A 15,662-nucleotide genomic window follows, 5' to 3' on the forward strand; every position below is an offset into this window, starting at 1 on the left:
CAGCCGCGTCCCGCACGCCAGCCGCCATCGTTATTGAGAGAAGCATCGTATGGAAACCATCCTGCAAAACGTTCCCGTCGGCCAGAAGGTCGGCATCGCCTTCTCGGGCGGCCTGGACACCAGCGCTGCCCTGCGCTGGATGAAGAACAAGGGCGCCCTGCCCTACGCCTACACCGCCAACCTGGGCCAGCCCGACGAGGCCGACTACGACGAAATCCCCCGCAAGGCCATGGAGTACGGCGCCGAGCAGGCCCGCCTGATCGACTGCCGCGCGCAGCTGGCCGGCGAAGGCATTGCCGCCATCCAGGCCGGCGCCTTCCACATCTCCACGGGCGGCATCACCTATTTCAACACCACGCCCCTGGGCCGTGCCGTGACCGGCACCATGCTGGTGGCCGCCATGAAGGAAGACGACGTCAACATCTGGGGTGACGGCTCGACCTTCAAGGGCAACGACATCGAGCGCTTCTACCGCTACGGCCTGCTGACCAACCCCGCGCTGAAGATCTACAAGCCCTGGCTGGACCAGACCTTCATCGACGAGCTGGGCGGTCGCGCCGAGATGTCGGCCTTCATGACCAAGGAAGGCTTCGGCTACAAGATGAGCGCCGAGAAGGCCTACTCGACCGACAGCAACATGCTGGGCGCCACGCACGAGGCCAAGGACCTGGAGTTCCTGAACAGCGGCATCCGCATCGTCAACCCCATCATGGGCGTGGCGTTCTGGAAGCCCGAAGTCGAGGTCAAGGCCGAGGAAGTGTCGGTGACCTTTGACGAAGGCCGCCCCGTGGCCATCAACGGCAAGGAAATCGCCGACCCCGTGGAGCTGTTCCTGGAAGCCAACCGCATCGGCGGCCGCCACGGCCTGGGCATGAGCGACCAGATCGAGAACCGCATCATCGAAGCCAAGAGCCGCGGCATCTACGAAGCCCCCGGCATGGCCCTGCTGCACATCGCCTACGAGCGCCTGGTGACCGGCATCCACAACGAGGACACCATCGAGCAGTACCGCATCAACGGCCTGCGCCTGGGCCGCCTGCTGTACCAGGGCCGCTGGTTCGACCCGCAGGCCATCATGCTGCGCGAAACCGCCCAGCGCTGGGTGGCCCGCGCCGTGACCGGCACCGTGACGCTGGAACTGCGCCGCGGCAACGACTACTCCATCCTGAACACCGAATCGCCCAACCTGACCTACGCTCCCGAGCGCCTGTCGATGGAAAAGGTCGAGGACGCGCCCTTCAGCCCCGCCGACCGCATCGGCCAGCTGACCATGCGCAACCTGGACCTGATGGACACGCGCGACAAGCTGGCCATCTACTCCAAGGCCGGCCTGCTGTCGCTGGGCACCAGCACCGCCCTGCCCCAATTGGGCGGCAAGGATTGAGCCACGGCCTGCGGCGCACGCCGCAAAGTCCGAAGAGCCGCCGCAAGGCGGCTTTTTTACGCCCCGACTACCAGCGCGCGCCTTCGAAGCGCTGCACGAGAAAATCCAGCAGCGCGCGCACGGCCACCGGCAGGTGGCGGCGCGAGCTGTACAGCGCATGCACGGTCAGCGGCTGCGGGCGCCAGTCCGGCAGCACCAGCTCCAGCTGGCCGGCCTTCAGCATGGGCTGGACCAGGTAGGTGGGCTGGAAGGCGATGCCCGCACCCTCGACGGCAGCGGCGGCCAGCACGGTGGCTTCGTTGGCGTTGAACCAGGTGGTGACGGCGATCTGCTGCTCATCGCTTTCGTCGTCACGCCGCGCCAATTGCCAGACATTGCGGCCCACGCGCATGTGGCCCAGGCAGCGGTGGGCCTGCAACTGGGCCGGTGTCTGCGGCCGGCCAGCCGCGTCCAGGTAGGCAGGCGAGGCCACCAGCACCGATTCGCACACGGCCAGCGGCCGGCCGATGAGTGCGGCGCCCGGGTCGGCGCTGATGCGTATGGCCAGGTCGATGCGCTGCTGCACCAGGTCCAGCGCGCCGTCGTCCACCAGCAGGTCGATCTTGAGGTGCGGGTGCAGCCGCATGAACTGCGCAATGGCCGGCGCCATCTGCGCATGGCCGAAGGACATGCTGCAGGTCACGCGCAGCAGGCCGCGCAGCTGGCTGTCGCCCGCGCGCATTTCGCTTTGCACCTCATCGGCCAGGGCCAGCATCTGCTGGCTGTAGCGCAGGCACTGCGCGCCGGCATCGGTGAGCGAGACGCGGCGCGTGGTGCGGTGCAGCAGGCGCGCACCCAGCCACTGCTCCAGCGACTCCACATGCCGCGTGGCCATGGCACGCGACAGGTCCAGCCGCTCGGCCGCCGCCGTGAAGCTGCCGCATTCGGCCACCGTGGCAAACACCTGCATCGCCAGCAATCGGTCCATGAATCTGCTCGATTTCTGCAACAAACAAGCGCATATTCTGCGGTTTATCTGCTCGATTTCAAAAACTAAAGTACGACCCATGGCAGCACGGCGCTGCCACCCGTTTTCTGTCTTGTGCTTTTTTCAAAGGAAATCGACATGCTTCGCACCACCGTGCTTTCGCTCACCCTGGCCCTGTCGGCCGGCCTGTCCCACGCCCAGGCGCCCGCCCCGCTGCAGATGAAGGTCTACCAGGCCGACGAACACAGCTTTGCCGTGACCTCCACCCTGATCACCGGCGCCAGGGAGGCCGTGGTCGTGGACAGCGGCTTCACCCGCGCCGACGGCCTGCGCATTGCCGCCAATGTGCTGGACAGCGGCAAGCAGCTGACCACCATCCTCATCAGCAATGCCGACCCCGACTACTACTTCGGCGCCGAGGTGCTGAAGAACCTGTTCCCGCAGGCCAAGGTCGTGGCCACGCCCGCCGTGCGCGAGAAGATCGAGTCCAAGCTGCAGGGCAAGCTGGCCTTCTGGGGCCCCAAGATGGGCGCCAACGCCCCCAGCCATCCCGTGCTGCCCGAGGCCCTGCAGGGCAATACGGTGACCGTGGACGGCCAGGCGCTGGAGCTGCGCGGCACCACCGGCCCGCTGGCCCACCGCCCCTATGTCTGGGTGCCTGCGCTGCAGGCCATCGTCGGCAACGTGGGCGTGTTCGGCAACCTGCATGTCTGGACGGCGGACACGCAAAAGAGCGCCGAGCGCAAGGCCTGGCTGGCGCAGCTGGACGAGATGCAGGCCCTCAAGCCCGCCATCGTCGTGCCCGGCCACATGCAGGCCGGCACCGCCATGGACGCCAGCGCCATCGCCTATACACGCGACTATCTCCTGCGTTTCGAGGCCGCCGCCGCCAAGGCCGCAAACAGTGCCGAGCTGATCGGCGCCATGAAGCAGGCCTACCCGCAGGCCGGCATGGCGCTGTCGCTGGACATTGGCGCCAAGGTGAACAAGGGCGAGATGCCCTGGTAAGCAGGCACTTTCACAAAAATCCTCATGGAACCTGCATGCTGCGGCCTTGATCCAACGAGTTGCCGCCCTCATTCGTCGTGGCGGCAGGAGGTGCAGCCATGAAATACATGAAGCATTGGCAGGACCCGATCAATGTCCTGCTGGGAGCCTGGTTGGCGGTCTCGCCCTGGGTGCTCGGGTTCCAGGACCAGATGGCGCCCACGGCCAATGGCGTGGTCATCGGCCTGGCGCTGATTGCCGCTGCGCTGGGGGCCATCTTCATTCCCCGCGCGTGGGAGGAATGGACCGAAGGCCTGCTGGGACTGTGGATGGTGATCTCGCCCTGGGCGCTGGGCTTTGCCGGCCAGATGGATGCCATGCGCAATGCCGTGGTGTCCGGCGTGGTGGTCATGGTGCTGGCGCTGTGGGTGCTGATGACCGACAAGGACTACATGAGCTGGCGCAGCAGCCACTCCGCCCACTGATGCGCTGAAGCACTGAAGCGCCGATACAAAGCAAGCAAAGCGGCCCGCAGGCCTCCATGGTCTGCGGGCCGCTGTTTCTTTGAGGCCGTCGATCGATCAGACCACGACGGGCTCGGGCTCCAGGCGGATGCCGAATCGCTCGTAGACGCTGGTCTGTATCGCGCCGGCCAGCGTCATGACCTCGCCGCCGGTGACGCTGCGGTCCATGCTGTGCCGGTCGCCCCGGTTGACCAGTACCAGGGCCTGCTTGTCATACACCCCGGCGCGGCCCATGGATTTGCCCTTCCAGCCACAGGCATCGATCAGCCAGCCGGCGGCCAGCTTGATGGAGCCGTCGTCCATGGGGTAGTGCACGATCTTGGGCTCGCGCGCAATGATGTCGGCGCACTGCTCGGGCGTCACCGTCGGGTTCTTGAAGAAGCTGCCGGCGTTGCCGATCTGCTCCGGGTCGGGCAGCTTGGCGCGGCGGATCTCGCAGACCCAGTCGAAGATCTGGCGGGCCGTGGGCTCGGCCACGCCGGCCTCGGCCTGGCGGCGCTGCAGGTCCAGGTAGCCCAGGCCGGGCTTCCAGTCCTTGGGCAGGGCCAGGCGCACGCGCGTGATCACGGCGCGGCCCTTGAGGCCCATGCCGCGCGGCGGCACGCCGCTCATGCGTGCCCGCGCCACGGGCGTGGGCTCGGCCGGGGCGTGCTTGAACACCGAGTCGCGGTAGCCGAAGGCGCATTGCGCGGCATCCAGAGTGAAGGACTCGCCCGTGGCCAGGTCGATGGCATCCAGCGACTCGAACCGGTCCTGCAGCTCCAGCCCGTAGGCGCCGATGTTCTGCACCGGCGATGCGCCCACGGTGCCGGGAATCAGCGCCATGTTCTCCAGGCCGCCATAGCCCTGCGACAGGGTCCAGGCCACCAGATCGTGCCAGCGCTCACCGGCACCGGCCTCGACGATCCAGTGGCGCTCGGTCTCGCGCAGCAGGCGCATGCCCGCTATCTCCATCTTGAGGACCACGGGATCGACATCGCCCGTGATCACCACGTTGCTGCCGCCGCCCAGCACGAACACGGGCTGGCGGCCCCACAGCGGATCGGCCAGGAAATGGCGCACATCCTCGTCGCTGCGCACACGCACCAGGGTGTGGGCACGGGCGGCGATGCCGAAGCTGTTGCAATGCTGCAGCGGAACATTTTTCTCGACTAACATCAGCCGGATTGTCGCACCGCGTCACCACGCCTTCGGCACCGATGCCCGCATCGCCCGGTCCCGCGCTGCGATACTTTTTCAGAACATTTACAGGAAATATTTGCCATGCCTTCTTTTGACACCGTGTGCGAAGCCGACTTCGTCGAAGTGAAGAACGCCGTGGAGAACACCGCCAAGGAAATCGGCACCCGCTTCGACTTCAAGGGCACCTCGGCCGCCATCGAACTCAAGGACAAGGAAATCACGCTGTTCGGCGATGCCGACTTCCAGCTGCAGCAGGTCGAGGACATCCTGCGCAACAAGCTGACCAAGCGCAGCGTGGACGTGCGCTTCCTGGACATCCAGAAGGCCCAGAAGATCGGCGGCGACAAGCTCAAGCAGACCATCAAGGTCAAGAACGGCATCGAGGCCGAGCTGGGCAAGAAGCTGCAAAAGCTGATCAAGGACAGCAAGCTCAAGGTGCAGGCCGCCATCCAGGGCGACGCCGTGCGCGTCACGGGCGCCAAGCGCGACGACCTGCAGGCGGCCATGGCCCTGATCCGCAAGGACCTGGCCGACCATCCCCTGTCCTTCAACAACTTTCGCGACTGATCACCCGGCATCCGCCCCTGCACCACAATCCCCATGCGCCACCTGCGTGCCGTACTTCTGAGCCTGGCCGGCGTGTCCGTGCTGGCTCCGCCACCGGCAACAGCGCAGTCCGTGGCGCTCAGCGGCGTGCTGGGCAGCAAGGCCCTGCTGGTCATCGACGGCGGCACGCCACGCGCTCTGGCGGCCGGCGACAGCCTGCAGGACGTGCGCGTGCTGCAGGTATCGGGCGACACGGCCGAGGTGGAAATCAAGGGCCGCCGCCAGACATTGCGCCTGGGCGAAGCGCCCATCAGCCTGGGCGGCCGGGGCGCGGCGGCGGGCGATCCCGCGCTTGGCCGGCGCGTGGTGCTCAAGGCCGACAACCGGGGCCATTTCATCGAACGCGGCCAGATCAATGGCAAAACCATGGTCTACATGGTGGACACGGGCGCCAGCTCGGTCGCCATAGGCCGGTCCGACGCCGAACGCATGGGCCTGCCCTTTCTCAAGGGCCAGCCCGTGATGATGCGCACCGCCAACGGCGATGCCCAGGGCTGGCGCCTGCGGCTGGACTCGGTGCGCGTGGGCGATGTCGAGGTCTTTGGCGTGGACGCCGTGGTCGCCCCTCTTGCCATGCCCTATGTGCTGCTGGGCAACAGCTTTCTGGCCCACGTACAGATGACCCGCCAGGGCAGCGAGATGGTGCTGGAGCGGCGCTGATGCAGCCTGCACGCGCCCCGCTGTCCGCACCCTGCCACCGATGAGCCGACGCCCCGACGATTCCTACGAAGACCTACTGGGCCTGTGGTCCGACCTGGAGGCCGCGCTGTCCGTGCTGCTGTCCGCGCCGCTGCAGGTGCAGGGCTTCCTGGTCAAGCTGCAGCAGATCGACCTGTGGCTGCAGGAGTTGATCGCCCACGACAGCGATGCCGCGCTGTACCTGATGTTCCAGCGCGCCTGCTCCTCCACCGTGGGCTACAGCGCCTCCCATGCCCTGGTCTGCGCCTGCCTGTGCCATGTGCTGGCGCGCGAGCTGCGCCTGGACGAGGTCGAGCACCGCACCCTGGTGCGCGGCGCGCTGACCATGAACATGGGCATGAACGCGCTGCAGGACGAACTGGCGCTGCAGCGCGAGCCGCTGACCCCCGCCCAGCAGCAGGCCGTGCAGCGCCATCCGCTGCAAAGCCAGGCCCTGCTGGCGCGCCTGTTCATGAACGACGCGCTGTGGCTGGAGCTGGTGGCCCGCCACCATGAAGCCGTACCCCAGCAGCCCTTGGCCACATTGCCCACGGTGCAGCGCCTGGTGCGCATCCTGGGCACGGTGGACCGCTACGCGGCCCTGATCAGCCCGCGCAAGTCACGCGAAGGCCGCAGCGCCGCCGAATCGCTGCGCGCACTCACCCAGCAGCAGCGCTACTCCGACGAGGTGGGCTTCGCGCTGGTACGCGCCGTGGGCCTGTGCCCACCGGGCACCTACGTGCGGCTGGACAACGGCGACATCGCCGTGGTGCTGCGCCGTGGCGAGCCGCCGCAGCCGCCGCTGGTGGCCAGCGTGATCGGCGCCGATGGTGCCAGCCTCTACCCGCCCGTCATCCATGAAGGCGAGCAAGGCCCCCGCATCCGCTCGGCACTGGCGCGCGCCGCCATCACGCTGGAGCTGGACCCGCGCACGCTGGCGCAGCTGGGCGTGCTGGCCGCACGCGGCAGCCAGTCGCTGTACCGCATGGTGCAGGTGCCCGGGCCTGTCTGAACAATGTGACGCCCGAAGCGCGCGACGCCGGCGCGCTGACCCGTTTCAGGTCCGCATGCCGGCCCACAGGCCCGCATGGTGGCCGCGCGTGAAGGCCTCTTCCAGCACCGAGTAGCCGGCCCAGTCGGAATGCGCGAACCACAGGCGGCGCGTGCCCGGCGTGGGCAGCAGGGCCACGCGCTCGCCGGCGCACAGCGCGCTGCGGCCCCGGTGGTGCGACTGCAGCGCCACCTGGCTGAGCACTTGCTGGTCGCCAGGCCGGGGAATGGCCATGGCGTGGCCGTAGCGCGTGATCTCCATGCGCGTGGCCTTGTACGGCAGATCGGGGTGTGGCCCGAGCAGGCTGCGCACGATGCGCTCCCGCCAGAAGCTGAAAGGCTGGCCCAGCAGTTGCGCGCGCCCGTCAGGCCAGTCGCCCAGCGCCTGGTAGTAGCTGAGCACCGTGGGCCGGGGCGTGAGCCGATCCAGGCGCTGGTGGCCGGCATCGACATAGCCCAGACCGCCCGCATTCGGATCGGCAAAGAGCACGTTGTCCCAGGCCGGATCGGCGCCGGGCCGGTCGGCCAGCGGCCGCTGCAGATGGATGTTGGCCACCAGCCAGGGCGCCCAGTCCAGCCGGCCCGCCACCGCGCGCAGGAAATCCGGCGCATCGCGCACCACGCGTGCCGCGATGAAGCTGGGCAGGGCCACGACGCAGCGCGCGGCCAGCCAGCGCTCGTGCTGCTGGCGGCCATGGTGGTAGACGTCGATTTCCACACCGTCGGCACCTTCGGCGATGGATAGCACGCTGCAATCCGTCTGCAGGTCGGTGGAGCCCAGCCCGGCCACCAGTTGCTGCGACAGCCAGCCATTGCCCTGGGGCCAGGTCAGCACGGCGTCGCCCGCTTCTTCGGCCGTGCGCTCGTCCTGGCGGCGCGGGGCCGAAAAGCCATGGCGGCTGGCGAAATAGTGAATACCGGCCCAGGCCGACACCCGCGCCAGGCCCGCGCCAAAGTCGTCGCGGCAGCAGTACTCCAGATACCAGATCAGCTGCGCATCATCGATGCCCTGGCTGATCAGCCAGGCCTGCATGGTCTGGCCGTCCAGCGCGGCATGCGCGGCGGGCAGCCGGCCCTCGCGCTGCCAGACACGGATGGACGGCATGGCAAAGACCGCCCTCTCCATCTCCTGGGCCACGCTGCGCGCAAAGAGTTCGTACTGCTCCAGCGTGCGCGGCGCCACGCCATCGACGGGCAGCAGGCCCTCATGCCAGGCGCCCTGCCAGAACAGGCGCTCCTGCGGGCTGTGGCACAGATGGCGCTCGTCGTACTGCCAGCGGCCCGCGCGGCGCTGGCGCAGGCCCACGGCCTCCAGCCAGTCCTGCACCTCGGCCGCATCGTCGCCGGGCAGGGGCAGATAGTGGGCACCCAGCGGACAGGGCAGGCCCGCAATGCTGCCGCCCTGGCTGTTGCCGCCCATGGCCTGCTGCGTGTCCAGCAGGGCCACGCCCTGCACACCCGCCAGCTCCAGTGCGCGCGCGGCGGCCAGGCCTGCCATGCCGCCGCCGGCAATCACCACCTTGGCACGGTGCACCATGGCCGGCGGCGGCAGCGCCAGGCCCTGGGCCAGGCGCTGCCAGAACGCGCGCAAGGCATGGCCGCGCTCCAGCGCCACGCCGCTGAATCCGCCGGGCAGGTCCTCAAGCCGCGGTGGCGTTGGCGTGCAGCCGGGCAGGCCCAGGCCCAGGGCCGCGCCGCCGGCCATGCCCTTCAGCCATTGGCGCCGGCTCCACAGGGGCGAGAGGCCGGTGCTCAACGCTCCACCCTGCCCCATTCGCGCTCGTAGGTGTTGACCAGCACCTGGTTGGACAGGCGGTTGACCTCGGCCGGAACGCGCGCCATGTCCAGCGGGAAGTCGAACATCAGCGCCATGGTCTGCGCGCTCAGAAAGCGCAGGCCCGCAGGCAGGGCATCGGGCTCGCGCCAAGGCCGGTGGCTGGCGATGACGAAGCCCCATTCGCCAAAGCTGGGCACATGGGCGTGGTAGGGCGTGGCCTGCAGGCCGATGGATTCGATGGTCTGCACCACGGTCCAGTAGCTCCTGCGTGCGATCAGGGGCGAGGTGGTCTGCACCACGGCGTAGCCGCTGGCCGCCAGGCGCTTGTCCAGCAAGGCATAGAAGCTGTTGGTGAACAGCTTGCCGATGGCGAAATTGGTCGGGTCGGGGAAATCGACGATGACCACGTCGAAGGTCTCCCCGCCCTGCTGCAGCCAGTGGAAGGCATCGGTATTGAGGATGTGCACGCGCGCATCGCTGAGCGCTTCGCCATTGAGCCGGCGCAGCATGGCGTTGTCCTTGAACAGGTCGGTCATGGCCGGGTCCAGCTCCACCAGGGTGACCGACTCCACCGAGGGGTACTTGAGCACCTCGCGCACGGCCATGCCGTCGCCGCCGCCCAGCACGGCCACGCGCTTGGGCGCGCCATGCGCGGCCATCACGGGGTGGACCAGGGCCTCGTGGTAGCGGTACTCGTCGCTTTGCGCGAACTGCAGGTTGCCGTTGAGGTACAGCCGCGCGCCCTGGCGCCCCTGCGTCACCACGATGCGCTGGTAGGGCGAGCTGCTGGAGAGCACGATGCGGTCCTGGTAGAAATGGTCGTCGGCCAGGCGCGTCAGATGGTCGGCGCCCCAGATGCCCGTGCCCAGCAGGGCCAGCACGGCCGCGCAGGCCAGGGCATGGGCGCGCGGGCGCCGCAGCTCATGCCGAAACAGCAGCAGTGCCCAGACCGCCACCGCCGCATTCATGAAGCCGAATAGCAGCCCCGTGCGCACCAGGCCCAGCTTGGGCACCAGCAGCAGCGGAAATGCCAGCGACACGGCCAGCGCGCCCAGGTAGTCGAAGGTCAGCACCTGGGACACCAGGTCCTTGAGCGTCACATTGCGCTTGAGGATGCGCATCACCAGCGGAATCTCCAGCCCCACCAGGGTGCCCACCACCAGCACCATGCCGTACAGCAGGAACCGGAACGCGCCGGGCGCGTAGGCATTGGCAATGAACAGCGTGGCCGGCAGCGCGCCGCCCACCAGGGCCACCATCAGCTCGATGCGCAGAAAGTGCGCGGGCAGATGGTCCTCGAAATAGCGCGAAAGCCATGAGCCTATGCCCATGGCGAACAGGTAGCTGCCGATGATGGTGGAGAACTGCAGGACCGAATCGCCCAGCAGATAGGAAGCCAGCGCACCCGCAGCCAGCTCGTAAAGCAGGCCGCAGGCCGCGATCACGAAGACGCTGACCAGCAGGGCGATGTCGATGGGACGCGCCGGCTGCACGCCGGCAAGAGGGGCTGAGGTTTGCACGGCCGGTATTGTGCGCGATGCGCCCCCCGTGCGCGAGAGAGGCGCCGTGCAACGGGAGAAGGCGCTGCGCGCCTCCTGGGGGTTCCGTCAGAACTGGTAGTTGGCGCTGACCAGAACGCTGCGCGGTGCGCCTGGCATGGAGCTGGAGCGCCAGTACTGCTTGTCGAACAGGTTGGACAGCGCCACGGTCACCGTCCATGCGTCCTGGCGCCAGCCCACCAGCGCATCCCAGCGCGTGTAGCCGGGCAGGAGGGCCGTGTTGGCGGCGTTGGTGAAGCGGCTGCCCGTGTAGGTCACGCCGACTTCGCCATACCAGGGGCCCTTGGGCGCATAGCGCAGGAACAGGTTGCCGTTGCGCTTGGCCGTGTCACGCAGGTACAGGCCCACGTTGGCAGGGTTTTGCGCGTCTTCAGCCACCTTGGCCTGCATGAAGGCCACGCCGCCGCGCACATACCAGGAACTGGCCACGCGGCCAGCCGCGCTGAACTCGATGCCGCGCGAACGGTCCTTGCCCCGGATGGCCCAGGTGTAGGGATCGTTCTCGGGATCGGGGCGGTAGCGGATGTTGTACTTCTCCAGCTGGTAGACGGAGACCTGGGTGGACAGCGCACCGCCGAGCCAGTCGCTCTTGACGCCGACCTCGGACTGGCGCGAGTACTGGGGCTCGTCGTCCAGCACCGCGCCCACGGCGGTATCCACGGTCAGGATGCCGCGGCCGCCATAGGGCGAGTAGCTCTTGTTCCAGGACGCATAGAAGCTGTGCTCACGCACCGGCTGCCACACCACGCCCACGCGCGGGCTGAAGCCGTTGCCGTCGGTCTTGCGCGTGAGATTGGCGATCCTGTTGGTGCTCTGGAAGTCGTAGCTGTCGTAGCGCAGGCCCAGCAGCAGCTTCCACTGCTCGGTCAGGCTGACCAGGTCCTGCATGTACAGCGCCTGGCCCTTGCCCTTGTGATAGTTGTCCTGGGTCGGATTGCCCTGCACCGGACGGCTGGGCCAGACTATGGGCTGCAACGGATCGTAGGAGAACGTGCTGCCGGGCTGGCCGATGCGCGGCGCGCGCTCTTCCTCGCTGGCCTCCAGGCCCACCAGCAGGTCGTGCTTGATGCTGCCCGTGCTGAACTTGCCCGTCAGGTCCAGCGTGTTGGACAGCGTGGTGTTGCGGGTCTGCTGCCAAGCGTAGTTGGGCGTGATCTTGCCGGTCGCGGCGCGGTAGGTACCAGCGAAATAGTGGTCGAAGTCCTGGCTGGCCTCGCGCTTGCTGGCCACCCAGCGCAGGTTCCATCGGTTGTTGAAGTCGTAGGACAGGTCGGAGCGCAGCACGCGCAGGCGATCTTCCACGTAGTCGCCCGGTGCCGCGAAGCCCTTGCGGATGGAAACGCCGGCTGGCAACTGGTCATAGACCGGGCCGCGATCGGGCACGCGCCAGACGTTGTCATAGGTGTACTGGCCGGTCCAGCGCCACCCCGTGCGGGTGTCCACCAGGATGCTGGGCGAGACCATCTCGTTGCGGTTGCGTATGCCTTCGCGGAAGCTGTGGGCCTGCTCGCGGTCGGCCGTCAGGCGCACGGCCACGTTCTCGTTGAGCACGCGGTTGATGTCGATGGTGCCGCCCACGTTGTCCCAGGAGCCGCCGCGCAGCGTGATGCTGCTCTTGGCGTCGAAGCGCGCCTGCTTGCTCACCATGTTGACCACGCCGCCGCCCGCGCTGCGGCCGTAAAGCACGGAGGCCGGTCCCTTGAGGATCTCGATGCGCTCCACATTGGCCGTGCTGCGGCGCACCTGGCCGCTTTCGCGCACGCCGTCGCGGTAGATGTCGCTCTCGTCGGCCTTGAAGCCGCGGATGTACACGCCCTCGCCACGCATGTCGTAGCTGGTGTTCACGCCCGGCACGCCGTCCAGCATGGTGGCCAGGTCGTTGATGCCGTAGCTCTTGTATTTGTTGACCTCCAGCGTATCGATGGTCTGCGGGATGTCCTTGGGCGCCAGATAGGTCTTGGTCGCCGTGGTCACGCCTTCGGGGCGCACGTCATCAGGGTCGTACTGGGAGGCGTTGACCTGCAGCGTGGGCAAGGTGTGTGCCTGTTGCGCCTGTTGCGCCGCAGCTGGATCGGCCTCCTGGGCGTGCACTGCGCCGGCCAGCGCAGTGGTGATGATGCCAGCGGTCACACCCGCTGAAAGCCTTGGCCTGCGGGCAGCTTGATGGTCGGTCATGGAACCCCCTCTCTTCGAATGAAGGGGCAATTTTATTGATAATGCAAACGCATATCATTTGCAAGCTCATTATCAACAATGAATTTGTTGCAGCACAGCAACGCCGCAATGCGCAGCGCAGCCGCACCTGGCCAGGCGGGCTGCGTGGCAGCAGGAAAGGGGATATGCGGGGCCGGACGGCCTCGCTCAGTGGATGGCGGCAGCGACGATGATGCTGATGCCCAGGCACATGGCGGCCACCACCATGGCCAGCGCCTTGTTGTGCTTCTCCACGATCTCGGCCCACATGTCCACGGGCGTGATCTTGTCGATGATGATGAAGCACAGCCAGAACACCACCACGCCCACCAGCGCATAGAGGATCGAGCCGAAGAAGGCGGCGGGGTTGAACCAGTCGAAGTTCATGATCAGTTTCTCCGTTGTTTACTTGTGGCTGCCGCCCGAGGTGTAGCCACCCCAGGAGCCGCCGCTGCTGCGGGTGTAGCTGTTGCAGTTGGGATCGGTGTTCGGGTCGCAGTTCGGGCGCGACATGCAGCCGCGCAGCATGACGAACACCAGCCACAGGATGACCACGCCGATGACGATGGTCCACAGGCCGAAGCGGCTGCCCGACATCACGCCGACCTGCGAGCGGTCCCGCAGCTGCTTGAGGCCGAAGGCCGTGGCCAGCGTGGTGGCCGAGACGGCGCTGCCATGCGACCAGGTGGTCTCGCCGTTCTCGGTCTCGCTGGCCAGAAAGGCCTTGTTCTGGGCGCCTGCGCTCACATAGTCCACATTGCGCGTGGTCTGGCCGCGCTGCACGGGCCAGTAGAACTCGCCCAGCGCATAGGTGGTCTCGGCGGTGTAGCGCGATTCAAGCTGGTACTGCCGGCCCATGTACTTGGCCGTGCTGCGGTTCTTGGAGAGCTTGGGCACGCCCGTGGTCACGCGGGCCATGCTCCAGCCATCGGAGGAATCGACCAGGAAGGCGAAGCCGGCCTTCTGGCTGAACAGCAGGTATTCCTCCCAGCCAAAGCTCTCATCGTCGCCAGGCTCCTGGCCCATGCGGTGCTGAAAGCCCACCACCTGCCATTGCAGGCCTTCCAATGCGCCCTTGCTGCCCAGCGGGATGGCGGGGCGCACGGGCTCGTTCTGTTCGGCATAGGACAGCTCCTTGCCAATGCCCTGGCTCAGGTCCACCAGCGATCCGCAACTGGGGCAGCTCAGGCTCTTGGTGGTGGAAAAGCGCACAGGCACCACGGCGCCGCACTTGGGGCAGTTGAAGTGCCGGCCCTGTTCGCCCTTGAGCGAGGCGCCGTCGCGCAGGCCCTGCAGCCTGAGGTCGTCCAGCACCACGCGTTCGCCCAGGCTCAGCGCAGGCGGCTGGGCCGAGAAGTCCACGGACAGGACCTGGCCCTGCTCGCTGCGCAGCTCCACCAGCCGGTACGGCGTGCCGGGCTCGGGCAGCTGCGCCAGCTCGCCCTGGGCCGATACCAGCCGCGCGTTCTGCACGCTGCTGACCGTGAAGCTCTTGCCGCCCAGCACGCGCTGCGAGCCCAGCAGCCAGTCGGAGGCCTTGAACGGCCCGTTGCGCAGGACCTCGGCCTGCCAGGGCCAGGACCAGACGAACTGGCCGTTGTCCTCGCTCAGAAAGCCCAGCGCACCATCGCTGAACGCGGCCACCCATTCGCTCCAGGCGCCCGCCTCGCTCTTGAGTTGCAGCCGCCCGACCAGGGTGAAGTGCTCGGGCTTGCCGTTGCGCAGCATCTGGCCCGTGGCGCCGATGCGCAGGGGACTGTAGTCCTCGAAGACCTCGGCCATGGAGCCGCGGCGCTGCAGCACATCGCCCTGGCGCACCACGGTGCTGCGGCAGAACTCGCAGACGGCGTAGCTGGCCTGGGCGCTGGAAAATTCAACGGGCGCGCCGCAGCCGGGGCAAGGTGCGCGGTAGACGCGCTGCGATGGACTCGATGCCATGTGGGAAGGTCGTCAGTGGTGAGAGGGCCTGGAGCGCGGCTGGCCGGCCACGCCATTCACGCAAGCTGCGCCCGTGGAGCGCAGCACGGTGGCGGCGGTCAATGCGGCTTGCCTTTGGCCGTGCCGGACTTGGCAGCGGCGGCTGCCGGGTCGGCCTTCTTGCTGCCCAGCCTGGATTCCTTGCCGGCCATCAGGCGCTGGATGTTCTCGCGGTGGCGCCAGATCAGCAGGGCCGCCATGGCGACGATGGCGGCGGCAATCGGTGTCTCGGCATACCAGACCACGCCACTGCACAGGAGGTAGTAGACGGGGGCGAACACGGAGGCCACCAGGGCCGCCAGCGAGGAATAGCGGAAGAACACGGCAATGATCAGCCAGGTCAGCGCCACCGCCAGGCCCAGCCAGACGCTGATGCCCAGCAGCACGCCCAGGGCCGTGGCCACGCCCTTGCCGCCCTTGAAGCGGAAGAACACCGGGTACAGGTGGCCCAGGAAGGCGGCCAGCGCCACCATGGCCACCGTGCCGTCGCCCAGGCCGAAGCGGCTGCCGAACCACTGCACCAGGGCCACGGGCAGCCAGCCCTTGGCGGCGTCCAGCAGCAGGGTCACGGCTGCGGCCGCCTTGCTGCCGGAACGCAGCACATTGGTGGCACCGGGGTTGCCGCTGCCATAGGTGCGCGGATCATTCAGGCCCATGGCCCGGCTGACGATGACGGCGAACGACAGCGAGCCGATCAGGTAGGCCGCCACGGTGGCGAGAAGGGGGTAGAGCGCGTTCAATTGAAGTCCTTGGCCGGTCTGTGGAGCGCCGGCGCGCG

Annotated in this window: 14 protein-coding genes; 6 read left to right on the forward strand and 8 right to left on the reverse strand. The window is 67.7% G+C overall.

Going from position 1 to position 15,662, the window contains the following annotated elements; all coding sequences use genetic code 11:
* Positions 1-49: 49 nt before the first annotated feature.
* Positions 50-1,384 (forward strand): argininosuccinate synthase, encoded by a 1,335-nt coding sequence (gene argG / locus A9976_RS27865; protein ID WP_183021655.1) that lies wholly within the window; start codon positions 50-52, stop codon positions 1,382-1,384.
* 67 nt (positions 1,385-1,451) lie between these two features.
* Here argG and A9976_RS27870 read toward each other — a convergent pair whose 3' ends face one another.
* A complete protein-coding gene (locus tag A9976_RS27870) occupies positions 1,452-2,351 on the reverse strand; it encodes a LysR family transcriptional regulator (protein ID WP_183021656.1) in 900 nt (299 codons plus the stop codon).
* A 138-nt stretch (positions 2,352-2,489) separates the two neighbouring features.
* Here A9976_RS27870 and A9976_RS27875 point away from each other — a divergent pair, with 138 nt between their 5' ends.
* A complete protein-coding gene (locus A9976_RS27875; RefSeq protein WP_183021657.1) occupies positions 2,490-3,359 on the forward strand; it encodes an MBL fold metallo-hydrolase in 870 nt (289 codons plus the stop codon).
* 98 nt (positions 3,360-3,457) lie between these two features.
* Entirely contained in the window at positions 3,458-3,823 is a 366-nt protein-coding gene (locus A9976_RS27880; protein WP_183021658.1) for an SPW repeat protein, read from the forward strand.
* A gap of 96 nt (positions 3,824-3,919) precedes the next feature.
* Here A9976_RS27880 and murB read toward each other — a convergent pair whose 3' ends face one another.
* Positions 3,920-5,020: a UDP-N-acetylmuramate dehydrogenase gene (murB, locus tag A9976_RS27885; RefSeq protein ID WP_183021659.1), complete on the reverse strand. Its 1,101-nt coding sequence runs from the start codon at positions 5,018-5,020 to the stop codon at positions 3,920-3,922.
* A gap of 105 nt (positions 5,021-5,125) precedes the next feature.
* Between murB and A9976_RS27890 the strand changes: the two genes are divergently transcribed.
* From A9976_RS27890 to A9976_RS27900, 3 genes are read left to right on the forward strand one after another with little or no spacing between them, the layout of a single operon-like run.
* On the forward strand, positions 5,126-5,611 hold the full coding sequence (locus tag A9976_RS27890; protein WP_012206580.1) for a YajQ family cyclic di-GMP-binding protein: 486 nt from the start codon (positions 5,126-5,128) through the stop codon (positions 5,609-5,611).
* 33 nt (positions 5,612-5,644) lie between these two features.
* Positions 5,645-6,310, forward strand: coding sequence for a TIGR02281 family clan AA aspartic protease (locus tag A9976_RS27895; RefSeq protein ID WP_183021660.1), 666 nt, complete (start codon positions 5,645-5,647; stop codon positions 6,308-6,310).
* A 40-nt stretch (positions 6,311-6,350) separates the two neighbouring features.
* Positions 6,351-7,340 (forward strand): HD-GYP domain-containing protein, encoded by a 990-nt coding sequence (locus tag A9976_RS27900; RefSeq protein WP_183021661.1) that lies wholly within the window; start codon positions 6,351-6,353, stop codon positions 7,338-7,340.
* Positions 7,341-7,385: 45 nt separating this feature from the next.
* Here the strand turns inward: A9976_RS27900 and A9976_RS27905 are convergent, their stop codons facing one another.
* From A9976_RS27905 to plsY, 6 genes are all read right to left on the reverse strand, one after another.
* Positions 7,386-9,152, reverse strand: coding sequence for an FAD-dependent oxidoreductase (locus A9976_RS27905; RefSeq protein WP_183021662.1), 1,767 nt, complete (start codon positions 9,150-9,152; stop codon positions 7,386-7,388).
* The gene (locus tag A9976_RS27910; protein WP_183021663.1) at positions 9,131-10,675 is read right to left on the reverse strand and encodes a polyamine aminopropyltransferase; all 1,545 of its coding nucleotides are present in this window, start codon (positions 10,673-10,675) and stop codon (positions 9,131-9,133) included. Before A9976_RS27910 ends, A9976_RS27905 begins: the two co-directional genes overlap by 22 nt.
* 87 nt (positions 10,676-10,762) lie before the next feature.
* On the reverse strand, positions 10,763-12,889 hold the full coding sequence (locus A9976_RS27915) for a TonB-dependent siderophore receptor (RefSeq protein WP_183021664.1): 2,127 nt from the start codon (positions 12,887-12,889) through the stop codon (positions 10,763-10,765).
* Positions 12,890-13,075: 186 nt separating this feature from the next.
* Positions 13,076-13,294 carry a DUF350 domain-containing protein gene (locus tag A9976_RS27920; RefSeq protein WP_013801574.1) on the reverse strand — a complete coding sequence of 73 codons (219 nt, stop codon included), beginning with the start codon at positions 13,292-13,294 and terminating at the stop codon, positions 13,076-13,078.
* A gap of 18 nt (positions 13,295-13,312) precedes the next feature.
* Positions 13,313-14,845 (reverse strand): DUF4178 domain-containing protein, encoded by a 1,533-nt coding sequence (locus A9976_RS27925; protein WP_183021665.1) that lies wholly within the window; start codon positions 14,843-14,845, stop codon positions 13,313-13,315.
* Positions 14,846-14,943: 98 nt separating this feature from the next.
* Complete coding sequence (plsY, locus tag A9976_RS27930; RefSeq protein WP_183021666.1) at positions 14,944-15,624, reverse strand: glycerol-3-phosphate 1-O-acyltransferase PlsY; 681 nt, start codon at positions 15,622-15,624, stop codon at positions 14,944-14,946.
* Between the last annotated feature and the right edge of the window lie 38 nt (positions 15,625-15,662).

Origin of the sequence: Delftia sp. UME58, assembly GCF_014170385.1 — a bacterium.
Classification (GTDB): Bacteria; Pseudomonadota; Gammaproteobacteria; order Burkholderiales; family Burkholderiaceae_C; genus Comamonas; species Comamonas acidovorans.

Bases quoted from the DNA above. Each gene is read 5' to 3' on its own strand.
- argG (WP_183021655.1), top strand. From the start codon at position 50: ATGGAAACCATCCTGCAAAACGTTCCCGTCGGCCAGAAGGTCGGCATC.
- A9976_RS27870 (WP_183021656.1), bottom strand. From the start codon at position 2,351: ATGGACCGATTGCTGGCGATGCAGGTGTTTGCCACGGTGGCCGAATGC.
- A9976_RS27875 (WP_183021657.1), top strand. From the start codon at position 2,490: ATGCTTCGCACCACCGTGCTTTCGCTCACCCTGGCCCTGTCGGCCGGC.
- A9976_RS27880 (WP_183021658.1), top strand. From the start codon at position 3,458: ATGAAATACATGAAGCATTGGCAGGACCCGATCAATGTCCTGCTGGGA.
- murB (WP_183021659.1), bottom strand. From the start codon at position 5,020: ATGTTAGTCGAGAAAAATGTTCCGCTGCAGCATTGCAACAGCTTCGGC.
- A9976_RS27890 (WP_012206580.1), top strand. From the start codon at position 5,126: ATGCCTTCTTTTGACACCGTGTGCGAAGCCGACTTCGTCGAAGTGAAG.
- A9976_RS27895 (WP_183021660.1), top strand. From the start codon at position 5,645: ATGCGCCACCTGCGTGCCGTACTTCTGAGCCTGGCCGGCGTGTCCGTG.
- A9976_RS27900 (WP_183021661.1), top strand. From the start codon at position 6,351: ATGAGCCGACGCCCCGACGATTCCTACGAAGACCTACTGGGCCTGTGG.
- A9976_RS27905 (WP_183021662.1), bottom strand. From the start codon at position 9,152: ATGGGGCAGGGTGGAGCGTTGAGCACCGGCCTCTCGCCCCTGTGGAGC.
- A9976_RS27915 (WP_183021664.1), bottom strand. From the start codon at position 12,889: ATGACCGACCATCAAGCTGCCCGCAGGCCAAGGCTTTCAGCGGGTGTG.
- A9976_RS27920 (WP_013801574.1), bottom strand. From the start codon at position 13,294: ATGAACTTCGACTGGTTCAACCCCGCCGCCTTCTTCGGCTCGATCCTC.
- A9976_RS27925 (WP_183021665.1), bottom strand. From the start codon at position 14,845: ATGGCATCGAGTCCATCGCAGCGCGTCTACCGCGCACCTTGCCCCGGC.